The sequence below is a fragment of the Phytohabitans houttuyneae genome, from assembly GCF_011764425.1.
Classification (GTDB): Bacteria; Actinomycetota; Actinomycetes; order Mycobacteriales; family Micromonosporaceae; genus Phytohabitans; species Phytohabitans houttuyneae.
The window spans coordinates 3625282-3645437 of the sequence record NZ_BLPF01000001.1 but is presented as its reverse complement, the minus strand read 5'-3'; the positions used below and the strand labels follow the sequence as shown (position 1 = coordinate 3645437).

At 71.3% G+C, this 20156-nt stretch carries 15 protein-coding genes and 3 pseudogenes; 14 read left to right on the top strand and 4 right to left on the bottom strand.

Translation table 11 applies throughout. The annotated features are described in order from the left end of the window. Positions 1–111: 111 nt before the first annotated feature. The 4 genes from Phou_RS16270 (at position 112) to Phou_RS16255 (ending at position 1938) form a co-directional block, all read left to right on the top strand. Complete coding sequence (locus Phou_RS16270) at positions 112–693, top strand: type II secretion system F family protein (RefSeq protein WP_246273792.1); 582 nt, start codon at positions 112–114, stop codon at positions 691–693. Positions 694–859: 166 nt separating this feature from the next. Further along, positions 860–988: a DUF4244 domain-containing protein gene (locus Phou_RS16265; protein WP_345509627.1), complete on the top strand. Its 129-nt coding sequence runs from the start codon at positions 860–862 to the stop codon at positions 986–988. Continuing rightward, on the top strand, positions 985–1389 hold the full coding sequence (locus tag Phou_RS16260) for a TadE family type IV pilus minor pilin (RefSeq protein ID WP_173056802.1): 405 nt from the start codon (positions 985–987) through the stop codon (positions 1387–1389). Before Phou_RS16265 ends, Phou_RS16260 begins: the two co-directional genes overlap by 4 nt. A gap of 129 nt (positions 1390–1518) precedes the next feature. Next, a complete protein-coding gene (locus tag Phou_RS16255; protein ID WP_173056801.1) occupies positions 1519–1938 on the top strand; it encodes an Rv3654c family TadE-like protein in 420 nt (139 codons plus the stop codon). A gap of 191 nt (positions 1939–2129) precedes the next feature. Here the strand turns inward: Phou_RS16255 and Phou_RS16250 are convergent, their stop codons facing one another. Both Phou_RS16250 and Phou_RS16245 read right to left on the bottom strand, forming a co-directional pair. Continuing rightward, positions 2130–2327 carry a hypothetical protein gene (locus tag Phou_RS16250; RefSeq protein WP_173056800.1) on the bottom strand — a complete coding sequence of 66 codons (198 nt, stop codon included), beginning with the start codon at positions 2325–2327 and terminating at the stop codon, positions 2130–2132. A gap of 51 nt (positions 2328–2378) precedes the next feature. Then, a pseudogene (locus tag Phou_RS16245) lies at positions 2379–4696 on the bottom strand (DEAD/DEAH box helicase). 112 nt (positions 4697–4808) lie between these two features. Between Phou_RS16245 and Phou_RS16240 the strand changes: the two are divergent. From Phou_RS16240 to Phou_RS16210, 7 genes and pseudogenes are all read left to right on the top strand, one after another. Then, positions 4809–5159 carry an STAS domain-containing protein gene (locus tag Phou_RS16240; protein WP_173056799.1) on the top strand — a complete coding sequence of 117 codons (351 nt, stop codon included), beginning with the start codon at positions 4809–4811 and terminating at the stop codon, positions 5157–5159. Continuing rightward, positions 5156–5593 carry an ATP-binding protein gene (locus tag Phou_RS16235; RefSeq protein WP_173056798.1) on the top strand — a complete coding sequence of 146 codons (438 nt, stop codon included), beginning with the start codon at positions 5156–5158 and terminating at the stop codon, positions 5591–5593. Before Phou_RS16240 ends, Phou_RS16235 begins: the two co-directional genes overlap by 4 nt. A gap of 203 nt (positions 5594–5796) precedes the next feature. Continuing rightward, positions 5797–8157 carry a sodium-translocating pyrophosphatase gene (locus Phou_RS16230; RefSeq protein ID WP_173056797.1) on the top strand — a complete coding sequence of 787 codons (2361 nt, stop codon included), beginning with the start codon at positions 5797–5799 and terminating at the stop codon, positions 8155–8157. 212 nt (positions 8158–8369) lie between these two features. After that, positions 8370–8899: pseudogene (locus Phou_RS16225) on the top strand (hypothetical protein). Then, a complete protein-coding gene (locus Phou_RS16220) occupies positions 8890–9498 on the top strand; it encodes a hypothetical protein (RefSeq protein WP_173056796.1) in 609 nt (202 codons plus the stop codon). Before Phou_RS16225 ends, Phou_RS16220 begins: the two are co-directional and overlap by 10 nt. 190 nt (positions 9499–9688) lie before the next feature. Beyond that, positions 9689–12502: a type I DNA topoisomerase gene (gene topA / locus Phou_RS16215; RefSeq protein ID WP_173056795.1), complete on the top strand. Its 2814-nt coding sequence runs from the start codon at positions 9689–9691 to the stop codon at positions 12500–12502. Between the two features lie 25 nt (positions 12503–12527). After that, a complete protein-coding gene (locus Phou_RS16210; RefSeq protein ID WP_246273584.1) occupies positions 12528–12836 on the top strand; it encodes a hypothetical protein in 309 nt (102 codons plus the stop codon). A gap of 514 nt (positions 12837–13350) precedes the next feature. Here the strand turns inward: Phou_RS16210 and Phou_RS16205 are convergent. Then, a complete protein-coding gene (locus Phou_RS16205) occupies positions 13351–14658 on the bottom strand; it encodes a D-arabinono-1,4-lactone oxidase (RefSeq protein WP_173056793.1) in 1308 nt (435 codons plus the stop codon). Between the two features lie 224 nt (positions 14659–14882). Here Phou_RS16205 and Phou_RS16200 point away from each other — a divergent pair, with 224 nt between their 5' ends. Next, positions 14883–15434: a TetR/AcrR family transcriptional regulator gene (locus Phou_RS16200; protein WP_173058441.1), complete on the top strand. Its 552-nt coding sequence runs from the start codon at positions 14883–14885 to the stop codon at positions 15432–15434. Between the two features lie 4 nt (positions 15435–15438). On the opposite strand, the gene Phou_RS16195 is transcribed toward Phou_RS16200, so the two are convergent. Beyond that, positions 15439–16644 carry an amino acid deaminase/aldolase gene (locus tag Phou_RS16195; protein ID WP_173056792.1) on the bottom strand — a complete coding sequence of 402 codons (1206 nt, stop codon included), beginning with the start codon at positions 16642–16644 and terminating at the stop codon, positions 15439–15441. A gap of 282 nt (positions 16645–16926) precedes the next feature. Between Phou_RS16195 and tmk the strand changes: the two are divergent. Then, a pseudogene (gene tmk / locus Phou_RS16190) lies at positions 16927–18950 on the top strand (dTMP kinase). Next, positions 18947–20131 (top strand): DNA polymerase III subunit delta', encoded by a 1185-nt coding sequence (locus Phou_RS16185; protein ID WP_173056791.1) that lies wholly within the window; start codon positions 18947–18949, stop codon positions 20129–20131. The pseudogene tmk and the gene Phou_RS16185 overlap by 4 nt, the downstream one beginning before the upstream one ends. The last annotated feature ends 25 nt before the right edge of the window (positions 20132–20156 follow it).

Sequence of the window (20156 nt, the reverse complement as noted above, 5' to 3'; positions counted from 1 at the left end):
CTGCTTGTCGCGAGCCTCGTGGCCGCAGCCATCGCCGTCGGCGTGCGCGGGCGACCCGCGCGGCAACGGCTCGCCATACTCACCGTGCGGCGGCCGTGGCGGCCCAACCCGATGCGGCTCGCGGCGGGGCTTGGCGGGTTCGCGGTCGCGCTGTTCGTGGGCGGCCTTCCCGGCCTGGTGGTAGGCGCGGTGGTGGCGGTGATCCTGGAGCGCTTCCTGCGCGGGCTCGAGCCAGCCGAGGCGCGGGCGCGGCGGCTGCGCGAGGTGGCCGACCTGCCGCTCGCCGCCGACCTGATCGCGGCGGGACTGCGCGCGGGAGCACCCGTGGACCACGCGGCGGCAGCGGTGGCCGAGGCGATCGGCGGCCCGCTCGGCGAGCGCCTGGCAAGAGTCGCCCGCGCCCTCCGCCTCGGCGCCGAGCCCGTGGAGGCGTGGGGACACATCGCGCCGGTCGCCGGTGCGGGGCGGATGGCGCAGGCGGCGATCCGTTCAAGCGCGAGCGGCGCCGCCCTGGCTGGCGCCCTGTCCCGCCTCGCCGACGACCTGCGCGCCGACCACGCCGTGGCCGGCGAGGCGGCCGCCCGCCGCGCGGGCGTGCTCATCGTGCTGCCACTGGGCCTGTGCTTCCTGCCGGCATTCATCCTGGCCGGCTTGGTGCCAGTGCTGATCGCGGTGCTGCACGACGTGCTCTGAGCGCCGGTCGCCAGTAAAGGAACGCTTGGCTTCGCCCGCCAAAGACGGTGGGTGTTGGGGGATCGATCAGAGAGGGGATACGTGTGCGCAGACTGATCGCTCGACTGCGGGGAGTCGGGCAAGGGGGATCGTGGTGCGGAGGCGCCGCCTCGCGGGCGACGCCGGGATGAACACGGCCGAGTACGCCGTCGGGACACTGGCCGCTGTCGCGTTCGCCGGCGTGCTGTTGAAGGTGGTCACGAGTACTGGCGTCTTTCGAGCGCTCACCGGCGTCATCGAGGGAGCGCTGAGGTGAGCCGGGGCCGGCGGCCCGGTCGCGACCGGCAAACTGGCCGCGATCGGAGAGCACGCCGCGACCGGGGGTCGTTCACCGCCGAGTTGGCGGCCGGGCTGCCGGCCCTGATGTTGTTGCTCTTCGCCGGGCTGACCGCGGTCAACGCGGTGACCACCAAGGCCCAGTGCGTCGACGCCGCCCGCGAGGCCGCCCTCGCCGCGGCCCGGGGTGAGGGCGGCGTCGAGGCGGGACAGCGCGTAGCCCCCGCCGGCGCCACGATCTCCATCGCGGCGGCCGGCGACACGGTGGTGGCCACCGTGAAAGCCCCGGTGCGCGCGGTCGGCGGCGGCCTGCCCGGCACGACGGTCACCGCGACGGCGGTCGCCGCGATAGAGCCCGGCACCCCAGGGGCGACGCCATGAGCACCCCAGACGCCAGGCCCGTGGGTGCACGCCAGACGGGGTCGTGCCGGCACGCGCACGATCGGAGCAGCCGGCACAGGGATCGGTGCGAGGTCGCGAAATGCGAAATGCAGACCAGTCGGAGACACCGTGAGTGGGCCTGAGCTCAACCCAAGCGAGGACGCCGTAGATGGACGTGCGAGCGGCAGAGCAAATCGGAAAAGCGCGGACCGTGGAGCGGCGACCATCCTGGTGCTGGCGGTCGGGCTCGTGCTGCTCGGGTTTGGTGCGGCTGGCGCGGCCGTGGGTGCGGCGCGAGTCGCGCGGCATGAGGCGCGGACAGCGGCAGACCTGGGCGCTCTCGCCGGCGCGATGCGCATCCTCGAAGGCCCGGACACCGCCTGCGCCCGCGCGCACGAGCTGGTCTCCAGAAACGGTGGCCGCCTCGCGACGTGCACAGTGGACAGTCTCGACCTCGTGGTCACGGTCGAGGTAGATGTGACGCCCCTGCCCGGCCTCACCCGAACCGCCCACGCCGCGGCCCGCGCGGGCCCGGTCCGGGCAGGGTGAGAGAAACAAGAGCAGGACGGGGACGCCCGCGCGGGCCCGGTCCGGACAGGGTGAGGGAAGAGCGGGACGGGGACGCCCGCGCAGCCCCGGTCCGGACTCGATGAGGGGACACAGCCAGGACCGGTCCGGGCACGGTGAAAGGACCCGGCAGGACCGGGATGCCCGCGCACGCAACGGCCGCCGGCCGATAGCTATGGCTGGGTGACGCGTACGGCCAGGCCGTTGAGGATTTGATGGATGCTGTACAGGCGCTGGTTGATCATCTCCAGGCGCTCCGCCTGGGCGAAGGCGGCGTAGGCCTGGGCTAGGGCGATCTGCTGGTCGGTGGTGAGGGTTTCCTGGTTGATCCCATAGAGGATCTCTATGGTCTCGGCGATCGTGTTGGCCACGTGTTTGACGCTACCGAGCCATCCATGACTGTCGAAGCGTGTGAGCAAGATTTAACGGGGCAGCGACGTCAGCACTACATCCAGGACACGTACGGCGTCGGGTTTGGAGAGGGGGTTGTTGCCATTTCCGCATTTGGGCGACTGCACGCAGGAAGGGCAGCCGGTCTCGCAGGCGCACCCGTCGATCGCGTCCCTTGTGGCCTGGAGCCACGACACGGCGATTTTGTACGCGCGTTCGGCGAAGCCCGCGCCGCCGGGATGGCCGTCGTACACGAATACGGTGGGCGCGCCCGTGTCCGGGTGGGCGGCGGTGGAGATGCCGCCGATGTCCCATCGATCACACGTGGCGACCAGGGGCAGCAGGCCGATGGCGGCGTGCTCGGCCGCGTGCAGGCCACCTGGCACGTCTTCGACACCGGCGGCCTCCAGCGACTGTGGCGACAGCGTGAACCACACCGCGGTCGTGCGCAGCTCGCGGGTCGGCAGGTCCAGTGGCCAGGTGCCGAGCACCTCGCCGGAGCCGATGCGGCGGCGCTGGTACGACACGACCTGGCTGGTGACGTCGACGTCGCCGAAGAAGAGGCCGACCGGGCCGGCGTCCACATACGACCGCACGGATGCCACGGAGAGGGACGTGACGTCGCGGGCGTGGGTGGACCACTCGGGCTCCTCGCGGTGCACGAGTGCCACGGCGTCGTCGAGGTCGAGGGTGTCCACGACGTACGACTCGCCCTGGTGCAGGTAGACCGCGCCGGAGTGGACCATGAAATGGGAGGAGGCCGGGTCGACGGTGCCCAGCAGGCGGCCGGTGGCGGCCTCGACCACGCACACGGGCACGCCGCCGGTGCCGCGCAGGTCGACTTCCGGGCGGCCCTCGCCGGTCCAGTACCAGCCGCTGGGGCGGCGGCGCAGGATGCCGTCGGCCACCAGCTCGTCCAGCACCGCGGCAGCGTCGGGGCCGAAAAGCGGGAGGTCGGCGCGGGTGAGTGGCGCCTCGTACGCGGCGCTGCACAGCTGGGGTGCCAGCACGTAGGGGTTGGAGGGGTCGAGCACGGTCGCCTCGACCGGGCGGCCGAAGAGCGCCTCGGGGTGGTGCACGAGGTAGGTGTCGAGCGGGTCGTCGCGGGCGACCAGGACGGCCAGCGCCTCGTGGCCGTTGCGCCCCGCGCGCCCGGCCTGCTGCCACAGCGACGCGCGGGTGCCCGGCCAGCCGCAGATGACCACCGCGTCCAGGCCGACGAGGTCTACCCCCAGCTCCAGCGCGTTGGTGGACGCCAGGCCGAGCAGCTCGCCGGAGTGGAGGGCGGCCTCCAGCTCGCGCCGCTCCTCGCGCAGGTAGCCGCCGCGGTAAGCGGCGACCCGCGCTCCCAGCCCCGGCACCGCCTCGTCGAGCGACCGGCGGGCCATGGTGGCCACGGCCTCGGCGCCGCGGCGGGAGCGGACGAACGCCAGCGTGCGCACCCCGTTGGTGACGGCGTCGGCCAGGAGGTCGGCGCTCTCCCGCAGTGCGGAGCGCCGCACCGGCGCGGCGTCGCCACCTTCTTCATAAGAGTGGACGAGCGGCGGCTCCCACAGTGCGAACGTCACCCCACCGCGCGGCGACGCGTCCTCGGTGACGGCCTCGACCACCAGGCCGGTGAGGCGCTTGGCCGATGTCGCCGGGTCGCCCGAGGTGGCCGAGGCCAGTACGAAGACGGGGTACGGCCGTAGCGTCCGGCCGCCCGCCGCAGGCGGCGCAGCACGTGCGCGACGTGCGAGCCGAAGACGCCGCGGTAGGTGTGGCACTCGTCGACCACCACAAACCGCAGGCGGCGCAGGAAGGTCTGCCACGACGCGTGGCCCGGCAGGATGCCGTGGTGGAGCATGTCCGGGTTGGTGAGCACGAAGCGGGAGTGCTGCCGGATCCACTCGCGCTCCTCACGCGGGGTGTCGCCGTCGTAACACGCCGGCCGTACCCCGTCGATGTCGAGCGCGGCGACGGCGCGCAACTGGTCGGCGGCGAGCGCTTTGGTCGGTGCCAGATATATGGCGGTGGCGCGCGGGTCCTCCAGCATCGCGGTGAGGGCGGGCAGCTGGTAGGCCATCGACTTGCCCGATGCGGTGCCGGTGGCGACGACGACGTGGCGTCCGGCGTGCGCGTGGTTGGCCGCCTCGGCCTGGTGCCGCCACGGCTCCGTGACCCCCCTCGCGGCGAACGCCTCCCGCAGCCTCGGCGGCACCCACGCTGGCCAGGGCACTGTTTCGCCCGCTCGGGTGGGCACCCGCTCGATGTGTGTGACCGAGTCCGGGCGCAGTCGGCGCAGGAGTTCTGCCGGCTCCGCCACGGTCGTCACGGCATGCACTCTCGCACTGGTGTGCGGAAAACCCAAGCAGGTGAGAGTGTCGAAAGATGAACCCGCTGGCCGGGTGGCTCACCGCGCGGGTCGTGTCGATGGTTAGATGCCCGGAGGAACGCAGTGGCGGCAGTACAAGGAGGCCCCGATGGAGCTCTCGCTTGCGACCCGCGCCGTCGCCGAGCACGCGGTGCTGGAGGTCGGTGGCGAGGTAGACGTGTATACCGCGCCGCGGCTGCGCGAGCGGCTCAACGAGCTGATCGACGGCGGCGCGCGGAGCATCGTCGTCGACCTCAACCGGGTCGACTTCCTCGACTCCACCGGCCTCGGCGTGCTCGTGGGCGCTCACCGTCGGCTGCGGCCGCTGGGCGGCAGATGCGCGCTGGCCTGTGACAAGGAGCCACTGCTCAAGATCTTCCGCATCACCGCGCTGGACCAGGTCTTTCCCCTGTACCCGTCGGTGGAGGCGGCGACGGACTCATCCGGCCCCGCGGCGTGATGTCGACGGTACGACTCGCGTTCTCGCCGGCCCCGGTCCACGTCCGTACGGCGCGGCTGGTCGGCGTGGCTGTGGCGCGGCGCGCCGGCGTGGCCGAGGAACTGCTCGACGAGGTGCGGCTGGCGATCGGTGAGGCGTGCACGCGGGCGGTGGCGCTGCACCGGCAGTACGGGCTGCCCGATCTCGTGCAGATGGAGATGAGCGACGACCTGAGCTACACGGTTCGGGTGATCGACCGGGCGCCGATCGAGGCCGGGCTCGGCCTGACCGCCCTCCCGCCGGATGAGTTGGCCAACGAGTCGCTCACCGACGAGGCCCTCACCGTTGGTGTCGGATTTGCACTGCTTGCCGGGTTCGTCGATGATCTCCAGGTGCGCCCCGTGGACGTCGGCATCGGCACAGAAGTGCGTATGGTCTGGCCCGTGGGGAAGTAAACCGGCTAACACAGCGGCGAATATCACCGTCACACAGCCGGTGGGCGGTGTGACCATCAACACGGTGTGCCGTTACAGTACCCGGGTTATCTGCAAGAACCCTGGTGCGCGGGCGCCGGGGTTCGATTGCGCAATCGCGTGCAGGCGCTCCGCCGGTTCGTCCGCCGGCTGAGCGGGAATCGCAACGGCACAGGAGGACATAGATGTCCGAAAGCTTGGCCGCCGACAGCGGCGGGCTGTCCATCACCGGTACGAACCTTACGTACGTCATCCTCGCGGCGGTTATCGCCCTGGTGGCGCTCGGCTTCGCGGCGGCCCTGGTACGGGCCGTGCTGGCGACCGGTAAGGGCACCACCAACATGCAGGAGATCGCCGGCGCCGTACAAGAAGGCGCATCGGCGTACCTGATCCGCCAGTTCAGGACCCTCGGCATCTTTGTCGTGGTGGCGGTGGTGCTGCTGTTCGTGCTTCCGGTGCACGGCGACAGTGACAACGAGACGCTCGTCAAGATCGGCCGTTCGGCGTTCTTCGTCGTGGGCGCGGCCTTCAGCGCGTTCATCGGCGGCGCCGGCATGGCTCTGGCGACGCGCGCCAACCTGCGGGTGGCGGCCGCGGCACGGGCCAGCGAGGGCGGTCGCGAGGAAGCGATGAAAATCGCCTTCCGCACCGGCGGCGTGGTCGGCTTCCTCACCGTCGGCCTCGGCCTCTTCGGCGCGGCGCTCGTGGTGCTGCTGTACAAGGGCGACGCTCCCACGGTGCTGGAGGGCTTCGGCTTCGGCGCCGCTCTGCTCGCGATGTTCATGCGGGTCGGCGGCGGCATCTTCACCAAGGCCGCGGACGTCGGCGCCGACCTGGTCGGCAAGGTGGAGCAGGGCATCCCCGAGGACGACCCGCGCAACGCCGCCACCATCGCCGACAACGTGGGCGACAACGTCGGTGACTGTGCCGGCATGGCGGCTGACCTCTTCGAGTCGTACGCGGTCACGCTGGTCGCGGCGCTCATCCTCGGCCGGGCTGCGTTCGGCGAGGACGGCCTGGTCTTCCCGCTGATCGTCTCCGGTATCGGTGCGATCATCGCGATCATCGGCGTGTTCATCACCCGCCTGCGCGTGTCGGACCGTAACGGCCTGACCGCGATCAACCGTGCCTTCTACATCTCGGCGGCCATCGCGGCCGTGCTGGTGGCAATCGCCTCGTTCGCGTACCTGCCGAGCGACTTCGCCGACTTCGGCGGCGGCGTGCCGGACCTCGACGGCAACCCCCAGTGGATCGCGATCGGCGCGGTCGTGATCGGTATCGTGCTGGCCGCCGCCATCCAGGCGCTGACCGGGTACTTCACCGAGACCACCCGCCGTCCCGTGCGGGACATCGGCAAGAGTTCGGAAACCGGTGCGGCGACCGTCATCCTCGCGGGCATCAGCGTCGGCCTCGAGTCGGCCGTGTACTCCGCGCTGCTGATCGGCGCGGGCGTGTTCGGCGCGTTCCTGCTGGGCGGCGGCTCCATCACGCTGTCGCTCTTCGCGGTCGCGCTGGCCGGCACCGGCCTGCTCACCACCGTCGGCGTGATCGTCGCGATGGACACCTTCGGCCCGATCTCGGACAACGCGCAGGGCATCGCCGAGATGTCCGGCGACATCGACGAGCAGGGCGCTCGCACGCTGACCGAGCTCGACGCGGTCGGCAACACCACCAAGGCGATCACCAAGGGCATCGCTATCGCGACGGCCGTCCTCGCGGCGACCGCGCTCTTCGGCTCGTACCAGGACACCGTGGTCGGCTCGCTCGCCGACGCCGGCTCCGACATGTCGATCGACGAGCTGCTCAACGTGGCCAACCCGCGCAACCTGGTGGGTCTGATCATCGGTGCCGCGGTGGTGTTCCTCTTCTCCGGCCTGGCCATCAACGCGGTGTCCCGCTCGGCCGGCGCGGTCGTGATGGAGGTGCGCCGCCAGTTCCGCGAGTTCCCGGGGATCATGGACGGCACCCAGCGCCCGGAGTACGGCAAGGTGGTCGACATCTGCACCCGGGACGCGCAGCGCGAGCTGTTGACCCCGGGCCTGCTGGCCATCCTGGCCCCGATCGCGGTGGGCTTCGGCCTCGGTGCCGGCGCGCTCGCCGCGTACCTGGCCGGCGCCATCGGTACCGGCGTGCTCATGGCGGTCTTCCTGGCCAACTCGGGCGGCGCCTGGGACAACGCCAAGAAGCTCGTCGAGGACGGCGCGCACGGCGGCAAGGGCTCGGACGCGCACGCCGCGACGGTTATCGGCGACACGGTGGGTGACCCGTTCAAGGACACCGCCGGTCCGGCGATCAACCCACTGATCAAGGTGATGAACCTGGTCTCGCTCCTGATCGCCCCGGCCATCGTGTCGGCCAGCATCGGCGACGACCAGAACGACGCGCTGCGCATCACGATCGCGATCGTGGCGGCGCTCATCATCGTGGCGGCGGTGGCGTTCAGCAAGCGCAAGCCGATCGCGATGGGCGACGAGGGGTCCGGTGTGGCGTCGGGAAAAGCCGGTGACGGCACGCCCGACGAGGAGCACGAGCGGGTGAACGCCTGACCTTCTCCGTCAAGCAGTGATCAGGGCGTCCCGTACCGCACGGGGCGCCCTGATTCACATGATCCTTTGATCCTCCACTCGCGGGCCGCGCGGCCACCCGACGAGGTGATCGCGGTGGTCACCGTGGACCGTCTGAGCACGAGTGCCCCGCTGTCCAGGCTGAAAAAGGATCATTGATGAGCGATCTCGCGCAAACCGCTACGCTGCAACGCATGCGTACGCCCCGCGCGGTCCTCGTCGCACTCACGACGGCGTTCGCGCTGCTGGCCGGGGCTGCGGGGGAGGGCCCGCACCGCGGGCTTGGGCGGCAAACGTGTGCACCGCGCTGAGTCCTTGGCGCACCGAGATAAACACGCTGACCAGCCGCACCCAGCAGCAGATGACGGCGAAGACCACGCCCGCACAGGCGAAGGAAAACCTTGTGCGCCTGCTGGGTGGCGCCGAGTCGGCGAGCGAGACGGCCCGCTCCAAGGTCGAGGAAGCGGGCGTGCCGGACGTCGACGGCGGCGAGGCGGTCGCCAGCGGCTTCGTCCGCTCCCTGACCGCGATGCGCGACGCGTACGGGCGGGCCCGGCAGAGCGTCGAAGGGCTGGACGCGGGGCGCGCCGACCCCTTCTACGACGGCGTCGAGTCGGTCATGAACAAGCTGACCACAGAGTTCAATCAGAGTGCCCTGGACACCAGCTCGCTGGACTCGGAGGAGCTGCGGGCGGCCTTCGACGAGGTCCCGGAGTGTCGCTGACCCCGGGGGCACAGGAGCCGACCCGGCGGCAGCTCTCGCTCTTCGGGGTGGAGGCGCACGACCCCACCCCCGCCGACCTCGCCGGCCTGCTCGCCGGGCCGGGGCAGGTGGTCCGGATGGGCGGCACCGCTCGAGTCTCGATCGAGGTCGACGGCGCATGGCGGGTACACGTGCTGATTGCCGAACTGGCCCTGCGCGGCCTGCAGGCTTCGTGGGAGCTTGCCACGGTCGAGGGACAGCTAGTGGTACGAACGTCGTACGCCACCAGCCTCGCCGCACTCGGTGCGGTTTGGCTACGGACCGCCACCAAGCGCCCACCGTCCGGTTTCCACCTCAACGGGTCTCGTTTGCGCCTCTGGGCAGCCGCCGCGGGCGGCCCTGACCAGCACGGATACGTCTTACGCCTGGGTGCCGACGACGAGCCCTGCTGGGAGCCGGTGGGTGCCGCGCTCGCCGCCGTCGGGTTACCCGGGGTGATGCTGGGGCCGCGCGCGGGTGGTCCGGCGTACCGCATCACCGGGCGACGCCGACTGGGCCGTCTGGCCGAGTTGGTGGGCGACCGCCCAGCCGCCGCCCCGCCGGCCGAATGGCCTGGTTAATCGAGGGAAATGACGTAAACGGCGTGCCGCTGGCCGACGGTCGTGTTGCAGTTCGGTGTACGGTGTCGCCGACTGGTCCGCGCAACCGCCGGGCCGACGGCGCGTTACGTTGGACATCTGGCGTCCGGTTCGGTACCGGACGCAAGAGTTCAAGTTTGTACCTGTGGCAGTAGTAAGGGTCAGGAGAGAAGTGCCGAGCAACGCCAGCAGCCGTCTCGTCATCGTCGAGTCACCGGCGAAGGCCAAGACGATCTCGGGTTACCTGGGCCCGGGATACGTCGTGGAGGCGAGCCTGGGCCATGTGCGTGACCTTCCGCGCAACGCCGCCGACGTGCCGGCTTCGCACAAGAAGGAGCCGTGGGCCCGGCTCGGCGTCGACGTCGACAACGGGTTCGCCGCCCTGTACGTCGTGTCTCCCGACCGTAGAGACCAGATCCGCAAGCTCCGCTCGCTGGTCAAGGAGGTCGACGAGGTCTTCCTCGCGACCGATGAGGACCGCGAGGGCGAGGCCATCGCCTGGCACCTGGTCGAGACGCTCAAGCCCAAGGTGCCGGTCCGCCGGATGGTCTTCCACGAGATCACCAGGTCGGCCATCCAGGCCGCGATAGCGAGCCCGCGCGACATCGACCGAGACCTGGTCGACGCGCAGGAGGCCCGCCGCATCCTGGACCGCCTTTACGGGTACGAGGTCTCGCCCGTCCTGTGGAAGAAGGTCATGCCGCGGCTGTCGGCGGGCCGGGTCCAGTCGGTCGCCACGCGCATCGTGGTCGAGCGCGAGCGGCACCGCATGGCGTTCCGCTCCGCCGAGTACTGGGACGTTGCCGCGACGCTGGCCGTGCAGGGCCAGGTCGAAGGCCCCCGCACGTTCGGCGCCACGCTGATCGCGCTCGATGGCGACCGCATCGCCACGGGCAAGGACTTCGAGCCGACGACGGGCAAGGTGAAGCCGGGCGCCGGGGTCGTGCATCTCGACGCCGACGGCGCACGTGGCCTGGCCGCTCGCCTCGACGGGCGGCCATTCACTGTCACCCGCGTGGAGGAAAAGCCGTACCGGCGCAAGCCGTACGCGCCATTCATCACCTCCACGCTGCAGCAGGAGGCCGCGCGCAAGCTGCGCCTGTCCTCGCAGCAGACGATGCGGATCGCGCAGCGGCTGTACGAAAACGGCTACATCACCTATATGCGTACCGACTCGGTCAACCTGTCCGAGACGGCCCTCGCGGCGGCTCGCCGGCAGATCGCCGAGCTGTACGGCGAGCGCAACGTGCCGCCGGAGCCCCGCCGCTACACCGGCAAGGTCAAAAACGCCCAGGAGGCGCACGAGGCGATCCGCCCCGCGGGCGACAACTTCCGCACGCCGGGCGAGGTGGCAAAGGAGCTGTCCACTGAGGAGTTCAAGCTCTACGAGCTGATCTGGCGGCGCACGATCGCGTCCCAGATGACCGACGCGGTCGGCTCCTCCGTCTCGGTGCGCATCCGCGCCGTCTCGACCGCCGGTGAAGAGGCCGACTTCGGGGCGACCGGCAAGACGATCACCGACCCCGGCTTCCTCCGCGCGTACGTCGAGTCTTCCGACGACGAAAACGCCGAGGCCGACGACCAGGAGCGGCGCCTGCCCACCCTGGTCAAGGACCAGCCGCTCACCGCCGAGGAGCTGGCCGCGGTGGGGCACACCACCCAGCCGCCGTCCCGCTACACCGAGGCGTCGCTGGTCAAGCAGCTCGAGGAGCTGGGCATCGGGCGCCCGTCGACCTACGCGTCGATCATGGCGACGATCCAGGACCGGGGGTACGTCTTCAAGCGCGGCCAGGCGCTCATCCCGTCGTTCCTCGCGTTCGCGGTGGTGGGGCTGCTGGAGCGGCACTACCCGCGGCTCGTCGACTACAACTTCACGGCCGCGATGGAAAACGAGCTCGACGAGATCGCGTCCGGCGACGCCCAGGCGATCGACTTCCTGACCTCGTTCTACTTCGGCTCGCCGGTCGGCGACGACGGGTCGATCGCCCGTTCCGGTGGCCTGAAGAAGATGGTCACCGAAAACCTCGGCGACATCGACGCGCGCAGCGTCAACTCCATCCCGCTGTTCCGCGACGACGAGGGGCGCGACGTGGTGGTGCGGGTCGGCCGCTACGGGCCGTACCTGCAGCGCACCCTGCCCGAGGCCGAGCCGTCGGAGAGCGGGGACGACCGCGTCTCCATCCCGGAAGGGCTGGCGCCGGACGAGCTCACCCCGGAAAAGGTGGACGAGCTCTTCCTCGGCGGCGGCGGTGAGCGCAAGCTTGGCGAGCACCCGGAGACCGGCGAGCCGGTGGTGCTCAAGTCCGGTCGCTACGGGCCGTACGTGTCGACCGGCGACCGCAACGCGTCGCTGCTGCGCTCCCAGTCGCCGGACACGGTGACGCTCGAAGAGGCGCTGAAGCTGCTCACGCTGCCCCGCCTGGTCGGCAAGGACGCGGAGGGCAACGAGATCCTCGCCGCGGCCGGCCGCTACGGGCCGTACGTCAAGCGCGGCGACGACTTCCGCTCGCTCGACAACGAAGACAAGATCTTCACGGTCACGCTCGACGAGGCGCTGGCACTGCTGGCCGCCCCGAAGACCCGCCAGCGCCGCGCGGCCGCCGAGCCGCTGCGCGAGCTGGGCGTCGACCCGCTCACCGAAAAGCAGCTGACCATCAAAAACGGGCGCTTCGGGCCGTACGTGACCGACGGCGAGACCAACGCCTCGCTGCGGCGTGACCAGACTCCGGAGTCGCTCACCATCGAGCAGGCCTCGGAGATGCTGGCCGACCGGCGGGCGCGGGGTCCGGCGACGCCGCGCAAGAAGGCGGCGGCGAAGAAGGCCACAGCGGCCGCGGACGGCGCGGCGCCGGCGAAGAAGACGGCCGCCAAGAAGGCGACCGCGGCCAAAAAGACGACCGCGAAGAAGGCGACGGCGGCGAAGAAGACGACCGCGGCGAAGAAGGCCGCGCCGAAGAAGGCGGCCGCGCGGAAGGCTTCCGAGTAGTTCGAACACGTGTACGATGAGGCGCGTGTATGACCGCGACCTCCCCGACAAGCGCGCCGTCGTCATCCACAGCCTGTCCGGCTTCCACGGGCCGGTCAGGGGGCGGGTGAGGCTGCCGCACCGCATGTTCTGGCATGCCGATCGCGTGTTCGACCTGGACAGTCCCGCCGCGCTCCGCCGGATGTACGAGATCGTGCTCCGCGAGGCACTGTCCTATGACGAGCTGCGCACCTGGCTCGACGTGCCCACCCTGCGCCGCGAGTGGCGCAGCCTGTCGCTGCCACCGTCCGTCCGCCGCGACTGGGAGCGCCGCCACCCCAGCCTCGCCAGCTGACAGGCCAGACCCAAGACCGGGATCCATTGAGCTACCGCGATGTCCGCGGTGGTCCGGACCGTTGCTCCCGCGGCCTCACCCTGCGCGATCCAAGACCGCGCCCCGCCACCGACCGCCCCCGGCTCCTTGGTTGCCGCTGGCCGCCGAGCGATCGTGGCACGCATCTGCCCGACCCGCCCGGCGCCGCCGTCGATCGAGGGCCCGCGCGGTGATCGTGTCCGCGGGTTGTGCCCGGTGATCGCGCCAAACCGTCCGCGCGGGAAGCGGAGGGCCTGGAACCGCGGTGGTCACCGACTTTGGCCGGCCTCACCCTCGCGGGTGACCAGCGGGCGCCGGGGTCGTGCGGAGGCACTGGCCAACCACCACCACAGCTCACGACCGTGCTGCGCTGGGCTGAGCGGCGCGTAGACGCCCGGAAAGGCTGCCCTGCCGGTGGCCTGTGCACTGAGACGATCTGTCGCGCACGCGAAGGCCCAACCCCCGCTGGCCGCCCTCCGGGGCCGAGATCCGCCGGTCAGGCGCCGAGCACGCGGTCGGTGTAGGCGTTGGCGAAGACGCGGTGCGGGTCCAGGCGGTCGCGGACAGCGAGGAAGTCGTCGAAGTGGTCATACGCGGGCCGCAGCGACTCCGCGTCGAGGTAATGGAGCTTGCCCCAGTGCGGGCGGCCGCCGAGGTCCTGCGCCACGCGCTCGAACGCGCGGAAGTACGGCTCGTACTCGACGCCCACGTACTGGTGGATCGCGATGTAGGCGGACTCGCGGCCGTAGCCGTGCGAGAGCCAGATGTCGTCCGGCGCGGTGAAGCGCACCTCGACCGGGATCAGCACCTTGAACGGCAGCGACTCCACCACCCGCCGCAGGCCGGCGAAGGCCTCGGGCAGGGCGGCGCGGGGCAGCGCGTACTCCATCTCGGTGAATCGGACCCGCCGCGGGCTGACGAAGGCGGCGTCGGAGCGGGCCGTGTACACGCGCGGGGTCAGCACGCGCGCCTCCGCGCGGGAGATCGTCGGCACCAGCGCCGGCACGCGGCGGCCGACGCGGCACAGGCCGCCGAGGACGGTGTTCTGCAGGAAGTCGTCGTCCCACCAGGCGCGCAGCTTCGACAGTGGACGGTCGTCGGCAGGGACGCGGTTGTTGCGCTTGATGAGCGTGTGCTCGGTGTACGGCAGCCAGTAGAACTCGAAGTGGTCGTTCTTGCCGACGTGCTCGGGCAGTCCGGAAAGGACTGTGGAAAGCGGCATCGGGCGCTCGTCGGCATGCAGCACGAACGCGTCCACGCACCGCAGCCGCACCTCGGTGATGACGCCGAGCGCGCCGAGCCCGACCTGCGCGGCAACGAAAGTCTCCGGGTGCTCGTCCGGGCCGCACCTGATCACCTCGCCGGTGCCGGTGACCAGCGTCAGGCCCGCCACGAACGTGGAAAGGCACCCGTACGCGGCGCCGGTGCCGTGCGTGCCGGTGGAGATGGCGCCGGCGATCGTCTGTGCGTCGATGTCGCCGAGGTTGGGCAGGGCGAGGCCCCGCGCGGCGAGCGCCTCGTTGAGCGCGCGAAGCGGCATGGCGGCGGGCGCGCTGACAACCCTCGATTCGAGGTCGACCGAAAGGGTCGATCCCACACCCGAGAGGTCGAGCCTTATGTCATCCGCCAGGGCGATGTCGGTGAATGAATGCCCACTGCCGGCCGCCTTGATCCGACGGCCGCTAGCCGCCGCGTCTTGTATGGCGGCGGTCACCTCATCGATGCTGGTGGGACGTATAACGGTGGCCGGTGTCGTGCGCTGGTTGCCGGCCCAGTTGCGCCACGCGGCAGTCGTCGAGGCCATCCAAACCTCCAGCTAATGTGAGTAGCATTCATATCAGCGGTAACCACTCCGCGTAAACACCTGCGATCCGTGGACCGGTCTCGCTCGTTAACTTGAGTAAGGTTCTCACCGTCGAAAACCTCGAAGGGGAGTGGCGACGAGTGTCGACATCTACCGCGACCGTCGCGACCGGGCCGCTGCGCCGCGTCCCGGTCCAAGGTCGCAGCGTGGCGCGTGTTCAGCGGATGCTCGACGCCTGTGCCGAGCTCGTCGACGAAGTGGGCTACGAGGGGCTCACGACGACGTTGCTCGCCGAGCGTGCCGAGGTCGCGATCGGGTCGGTCTACCAGTTCTTCCCGGACAAGCGCGCCATCGTCCAGGCGCTCACGCTCCGCAACATGGAGGCCTACCTCGAGCGGCTGGCCACCAGCTGGGCCGGCGGGTCGTTCGCCGGTTGGTGGGACGGCGTCGACGCGGCCATCGACGAGTACATCGCGATGCACCGCTCCGTCCCCGGCTTCCGCACGCTGCACTTCGGCGACGTGGTCGACGTGCACCTGCTCGACGAGGAGCGGGACAACAACGCGGTCATCGCGGGGCGGGTCGCCCAGGTGCTGGTCGAGCAGTTCGGCGTGGCCGACACCTCGCGCCTGCGCTTCGCGCTGGAGATCGCGGTCGAGGCCGCCGACGCCCTGATCAAGCTGGCCTTCCGCCGCCACCCGGACGGTGACGACACCGTGCTGGGCGAGGCCAAGGCGCTGATCCGGGAGTATTTGCACCGCCACGTCGACGCGTGACCGGCTAGAGGAAGGCGCGGCCCTCGCCGCGGTAGGTGGGCACCGTCTCCACCACTTCGGCGCCGTCGACGAGATGCAGCTCGTTGACGTGCTCACAGAGCTCACCGGCCTTGGCATGACGAAACCACACGCGATCGCCCACCCGCAGCTCGCCGGCCGCCGGGCCGCGCAGCGGGGTCTGCACCTCACCGGCTCCTTCCGGGCCCAGCAGTCGCAGCCCCGCCGGCAGCCACGGCAGCGGCTGGCGGCTGGCGTGGGTCTGTCCGGAGGCGATCCAGCCGCCGCCGGAGACGGTCACGTAGTCGTTGGCCGGGCGGCGGACCACCGCGAGCGCGAAGAACGCCGCCGGCTCGGGGCGCCACGCCCGGTACGCGTCGAAGAGCGCCGGCCCGTACAGCCCGGAGCCCGCGGTCACCTCGGTCACGGCCGGGTCGGCGGCGGTGGCGGCGACGCTGCCCGTACCGCCGCTGTTGAAGAACTCCACGTCCGCGTGCTCTCGCGCCGCGGCCAGCGCGGCTCTGCGGCGGTGCAGCAGGTCGCGGTACGAGCGGTGCTGCATCAGCCGGATCGCGAGCCCGCGCAAGGTCTCACGGGGCGGCGCGTCGCCGAGGCCGGCGATCTGCGCGTCGTACGCCATCAGCCCCACCAGCCGAAACCCGCGACGGGTCGCGATCTCCCGGGCCACCTTGCCCACCGCGGCGGCCGTGTGCAGGGGCGAGCGGCGCACGCCGATGTGCAGGCCGAGCGGGCGCCAGGATCCGTCGATGTCGAGGCAGACCCGCAGCTCGGCGCGGTGGCCGGGTGCCGCGACGGCGTCGACCAGGTCGAGCTGCTCGGGGCCGTCGACCATGAGGGTGACCGAGGCGGCGAGGCCGGGGTCGGTGGCCAGCTCGCGCAGGGCGGCGCGGTCGGCGGTCGGGTAAGCCACCAGCGCGTCGTGTGTCATCCCGGAGCGGACCAGCCAGATCGCCTCGGCCAGCGTGTACGACATGACGCCCTGCCAGCCGGGCGTGGCCAGCGCGCGCTCGAGCAGGGCGCGGCTGCGGACCGACTTGCTCGCCACGCGGAGCGGCTTTCCGGCGGCGCGGCGGGTGAGGGCGCGCGCGTTCGCGTCGAAGGCGGCGAGATCGACGATCGCGAACGGCGGGTCGAGATCCGCGGTGGCCTTGTCCAGGCGTTCGCGGAGCGCGTCGCGGGTGGTCGTCGTCACAGGAGCACGCTAACCGTTCAGAGGCTTAAAGCGAAACTCCTTCGCGTATCAATCACTCTGTCGAGCGCGCTACGAGGGGGTCAGGCGGCGCGTTTAGAGTGTCAGCGAGTGACAGCAGGCGGAGGGACAAGGGCCATCGACGCGAAACCCCGCGACGAAAGCGGTAGCGGCAGCGGCCGCACAGGCTCGTCGGCGAAGAGCTCGTCGTCGGCCCAGGTCGAGCTGTCCGGTTTCGGTGCGCTCCGCTCGGTGCTGCGGATCCGGCCCTTCCGCCGGCTCTGGATGGTCACCGGCGTGGCCTCGCTCGGCGACTGGCTGGGTCTGCTCGCCACCGCCACCTTCGCGTCCGCGCAGGTCTCCGGCGACGCCGCCAAGGGCCTCGCGTTCGGCTCGGTGATCGCGGTGCGCCTGCTCCCCGCGCTGGTGCTCGGCCCGGTCGCGGGCGTGATGGCCGACCGCTTCGACCGGCGGTACACGATGGTCATCTGTGACCTGCTGCGGTTCGTGTTGTTCGCGTCGATCCCGATCGTGGCGCTCTTCTCCGAAAACGCGGGCGTCACCATCGGCTGGGCGGCCATCGCCACCTTCCTGATCGAGACAATCACGCTGCTGTGGATCCCGGCCAAGGAGGCGGCGGTCCCCAACCTGATCCCCCGCTCCCGGCTCGAGATCGCCAACCAGCTCACGCTCATCACGACGTACGGCGTCACGCCGGTCCTCGCCGGCCTCGGCATCGCCGCGCTCGACCGCATCGTGCGCTCGGGCAACACGACGCCACCGGAGTGGGCCGAGGCGTCCAACCTGGCGCTCTACTTCAACGCGCTCTCCCGCCTGGCCATGGCCCTCGTCGTGTACTTCGGCATCAAGGAGATCAGCGGCCGCGCGCACTTTGCCAAGGAGCACGGGCAGAGCATGCTGCGGCAGTTCCTGGAGGGCTGGAAGTACGTGGGCCGCACCCCGCTCGTGCGGGGCTCGTCTTCGGCATCCTCGGCGCCTTCGCCGGCGGCGGCATCGTCATCGGCACCGCCCAGTTCTTCGCCCGCTCGCTCAACGCCGGCGACGCCGCCTTCTACCTGCTCTTCGGCACCCTCTTCGTCGGCCTGGGCGTGGGCATCGCGCTCGGGCCCGCCGTGGTGCGCGACCTGTCCCGGCGGCGCTGGTTCGGCATGAGCATCGTGCTGGCCGGCGGCTCCGTGCTGCTGCTGGCCGGCGCCATCCACCTCACGATGGCGGTGTTCGGCGCGCTGCTGGTGGGCGCGGGCGCGGGCATGGCATTCCTGTCCGGCGTCACGCTGCTCGGCGGCGAGGTCGGCGACGAGGTGCGCGGGCGGGTCTTCGCGTTCGTGCAGACCGCCGTGCGGGTCGTGCTGATGCTGGCGATCGCGCTCTCGTCCAGCCTGGTCGGCCTCGGCGGCTCGCGCGAGATCACCATCGCCGACCTGGGCATCTCGATCTCCTCGACCCGCCTGCTGCTGCTCGCGGCCGGCCTGTTCGGCATCTTCACCGGCATCAGCGCCTTCCGGCAGATGGACGACAAGCCGGGCGTGCCCGTGCTGCCCGACCTCTGGGGATCGATCCGCGGCCGCCCGCTCTCGGCGGGGGAGAAGGTGGTCGGGCGGGGCACGTTCGTCGTCTTCGAGGGCGGCGAGGGTGCCGGCAAGTCCACGCAGGTCAACGCGCTGGCCGACGCGCTGCGGGCGGAGCGCCGCGAGGTCGTGGTGACCCGCGAGCCAGGCGCGACCGAGGTGGGGCAGCGGATCCGCAGCCTCGTGCTCGGCAAGCAGTCCAACCTCTCGCCCCGCGCCGAGGCACTGCTCTACGCCGCCGACCGCGCCGATCACGTGGCCACTGTCGTGCGCCCCGCGCTCTCCCGCGGGGCGGTGGTGATCAGTGACCGCTACGTCGACTCCTCCCTCGCGTACCAAGGTGCCGGCCGCACGCTCCCGGTCGACGAGGTCTCCTGGCTCTCCTCCTGGGCCACCGGCGGGCTCCGCCCCGATCTTGTGGTGCTGCTGGACGTACCCCCGGAGGTGGGGTTGGGACGCGCCGCCCGGCGCGGCACCGCCGACCGGCTGGAAAGCGAGTCGGTGGCCTTCCACGAGCGCGTGCGGTACGCCTTCCTCGACCTGGCCGCCGCCGACCCGAAGCGGTACCTGGTGCTGGACGCCACCCACGCGCCCGAGGAGATCACCGCCGCCGTGGTGGAGCGGGTCGCCGAGATCCTCCCCGAGCAGCCGCCGGAACACGAGGTCACAGACGCGCTCAACACGATCGCGGAAGCCGACCTTGAACGGCGGGCGCTATGACGGACGTGTTCGGCGACCTTGTCGGGCAGGACGAGGCCGTGGAGACGCTGCGCCGCGCGGCGGAGGCCGGCGCCGCGGTCCTCAGTGGAGGGTCGGGCGGCGGTATGACGCACGCCTGGATCTTCACCGGCCCGCCCGGCTCGGGGCGTTCGGTGGCCGCGCGGGCGTTCGCCGCAGCACTCCAGTGTGCGTACGGCACGGGTTGCGGCGACTGCCACGGCTGCCACACCACACTGTCCGGCACTCACGCTGATGTGCGGCTCGTGGTGCCGGAAGGGCTCTCGATCGGCGTCGGCGAGATGCGCGCGCTGGTGTTGCGCGCGGCGAGCACCCCGTCCGGCGGCCGGTGGCAGGTGCTCGTGATCGAAGACGCCGACCGGCTCACCGAGGCGGCCGGCAACGCGCTGCTCAAAGCCATCGAAGAGCCGCCGCCGCGCACGGTCTTCCTGCTGTGCACACCCTCGACCCACCCGGATGACATCTCGGTGACGATCCGTTCGCGCTGCAGGGTCGTCCCACTGGGCCAGCCCTCGGCCGAGGCGGTCGCGACGGTGCTGGCCTCCCGCGACGGCGTGGCCGCGGACGTGGCCGAGTGGGCGGCCGCCGCGGCGCAGGGTCACGTGGGGCGGGCAAAGCGCCTGGCCCGCGACCCGGAGGCGCGCAAGCGGCGGGAGGCGGTGCTGGCCGTCCCGCGGCGGCTGACCGGCGTCGGCGCCTGCTTCGACGCGGCGTCCGCGCTGATCGAGGCGGCCGAGGCGGAGGCCGAGGCGGCGGTGGCCGAGAGTGACGCGGCCGAGCGGTCCGCATTGGAGACGGCACTCGGCGCGGGTGGCACCGGTCGGGGGGCGGCCGGCGCGATCCGGGGCGCCGCGGGCCAGCTCAAAGACCTCGAACGTCGCCAGAAGTCGCGGGCCACCCGAGCCCAGCGCGACGCGCTCGACCGTGCGCTTGTCGACCTGGCCGGCTTCTACCGCGACGTGCTGGCGGTCAAGATGGGTGCGCCGGTCGCGCCGGTACACACCGACACCGCGCCTCTCGCGTCGGCCGCCGCCGAGCGGTGGACGGCGGAAAGCACGCTGCGGCGGCTGGAGGCGATTCTGGCCTGCCGCGACGCGATCGAGGCCAACGTAAAGCCGAGAATTGCCGTCGAGTCGATGATGCTCGCTCTCTGGCGAGGGTGATTCGCCGCCTCCTTTTACCGATCAA